Consider the following 2286-nt stretch of genomic DNA (forward strand, 5'->3'; position numbering starts at 1 on the left):
AGTGGAGAATCTTTTCCTTCAGCTCCTTGGTCAATCTTGATTTCTTGACCGAGCGCTTGCGATTATTTTCATAAGACTGTTGAGCATAGTCGGCAGAATAAACCTCTTTAAAGCGTCCTTTTCCAAGACATTGTCGGACTGTCCCACGCTTGATTTCATTGTGAATGGTTTGAGGAGCTTTTCCAAGTAAAGAGGCGATTTCTCTATTTGATTTCCCTTCCTTTTTCCATCGTTCGATTAAGCGACGGCTATCGATTGTCAAATGTTTGGCTTTTGTAGTATAATGGTTTTGCATCTCTGTGCCTTTCTTGTGTTTGTGATTGAACAACAAGTATAACACAGAGGTGTTTTCTTATGCCTAGAAGAGCTTTCATTTGACAAGAGGAACCCTTGAAGCAGTTTTGTCAGCTAAACCAAGGCTAATCTTAGCCTTGGCTTGTCAGCCTAACAGCATCAAGCCTCTTATCAAATGAAATCGAGTGCTAGCTATCAGCTAGTTGAACCATCTAATTTTTAGGAGGGCTGGGTGGCTAACTTCATTATAGAACTTTCAATTATCACATTCGAATTACATTTTATTTTGGAAAACGTTTCCTTTGTTTTCAAATTGTTAAAAAAGTGGTACAATATAGGATAGCTTACTATTATCTGAATCAGCTGATTTGGAGAGAAAGGATTCATTTTGAAATCAATAGGCTTTATTGAAAAGCTGATAGGGTTGTCTAGTAAAGAGCTGATTTTATTGGGAATTATCCTGAGTATCTTTTTGCCCTTTTATCTTTTTGTAGTTGTATTCTGTTTATATATTATCAGTTTGATTTTTACAGGAGACATGAAAAGTATTCTTCAGAAAATGGGGGAGCATCCGATGCTGCTTCTTTTTCTTGGCTATAGTACTGTTATATCCATTCTTGCACAAAATTGGATGGGTCTTGTGGCTTCAGTAGGAATGTTTTTGTTTGCTATTTTATTTTTGCAATATCAGTCGATTTTATCACATAAATTCTTTCGATTAATTTTGCAGCTCGTCTTGTTTGGTAGCGTCTTGTCAGCTGCTTTTGCGAGTTTAGAACATTTCCAAATTGTGAAGAAATTCAACTATGCTTTTCTTTCACCCAATATGCAGGTGTGGCATCAGAATCGTGCAGAAGTGACCTTCTTTAATCCTAATTATTATGGAATTATTTGTTGTTTCTGTATCATGATTGCTTTCTATCTATTTACAACGACCAAGTTGAATTGGTTGAAAGTATTCTGTGTGATTGCAGGCTTTGTTAATCTCTTTGGATTGAACTTTACGCAAAATCGAACTGCCTTTCCTGCTATTATCGCTGGAGCAATCATCTATCTCTTTACGACTATTAAAAACTGGAAGGCCTTTTGGCTTAGTATTGGGGTATTTGCGATTGGCTTGAGCTTCCTCTTTTCCAGTGATTTGGGAGTTCGGATGGGGACTTTAGATTCTTCTATGGAAGAACGAATTTCTATTTGGGATGCTGGGATGGCCTTGTTTAAGCAAAATCCTTTTTGGGGTGAGGGGCCATTGACCTACATGCACTCGTATCCTCGGATACATGCTCCTTATCATGAACATGCTCATAGCCTTTATATTGATACGATTCTGAGTTACGGAATTGTGGGGACTATTTTATTAGTTTTGTCTTCTGTTGCTCCTGTTCGCTTGATGATGGATATGAGTCAGGAGTCGGGGAAACGTCCGATTATCGGCCTTTATCTATCTTTCCTTACAGTGGTTGCTGTGCACGGAATTTTTGACTTGGCCCTCTTCTGGATTCAGTCAGGCTTTATTTTCTTGCTAGTTATGTGCAGTATTCCATTGGAGCATCGAACCTTGGTATCGGACATGACGGATTAAGTTTTATAAGATTAAAATTCTTCTACCTTGGGTAGGAGATTTTTTTATACGATGGGCATGTCGTGCATCTGAGGTGTAAGTCCTCTGTAGAGATTCACTATCGGTGAATATAGTGAAATGAGATAAGAACAGGATGAATCAATCAGGACAGTCAAATAGATTTCTAACAATGTTTTAGAAGTAGAGGTGTACTATTCTAGTTTCAATCTATTATACAATAAGAGAACGACTCAAAATTAAAAAGCTAGAGTTCCGCAATTGGAAATATCTAGCTTTTTTGTGGTTGAGAACTATTTTGTCTCAGGCTCTTTATCTTCTATTTAGGACAAGAGTTTTTCTTTGGTCTTTAATGATAAAGAAGGTATCAAAATTTCTAGTCTTCTTTTTTACCTTTAGTAACTACTAATCCT

Annotated in this window: 2 protein-coding genes; one reads left to right on the forward strand and one right to left on the reverse strand. The window is 37.2% G+C overall.

What is annotated here, in order from left to right:
* A partial coding sequence (locus tag HT709_RS11245; RefSeq protein ID WP_172925779.1) for a helix-turn-helix domain-containing protein occupies positions 1-295 on the reverse strand: 295 nt, incomplete at its 3' end.
* 387 nt (positions 296-682) lie between these two features.
* Between HT709_RS11245 and HT709_RS11250 the strand changes: the two genes are divergently transcribed.
* Positions 683-1876 carry an O-antigen ligase gene (locus HT709_RS11250; RefSeq protein ID WP_014017345.1) on the forward strand — a complete coding sequence of 398 codons (1194 nt, stop codon included), beginning with the start codon at positions 683-685 and terminating at the stop codon, positions 1874-1876.
* Positions 1877-2286 lie beyond the last annotated feature (410 nt).

This window comes from Streptococcus sp. 1343 (genome assembly GCF_013277355.1).
GTDB lineage: Bacteria > Bacillota > Bacilli > Lactobacillales > Streptococcaceae > Streptococcus > Streptococcus pseudopneumoniae.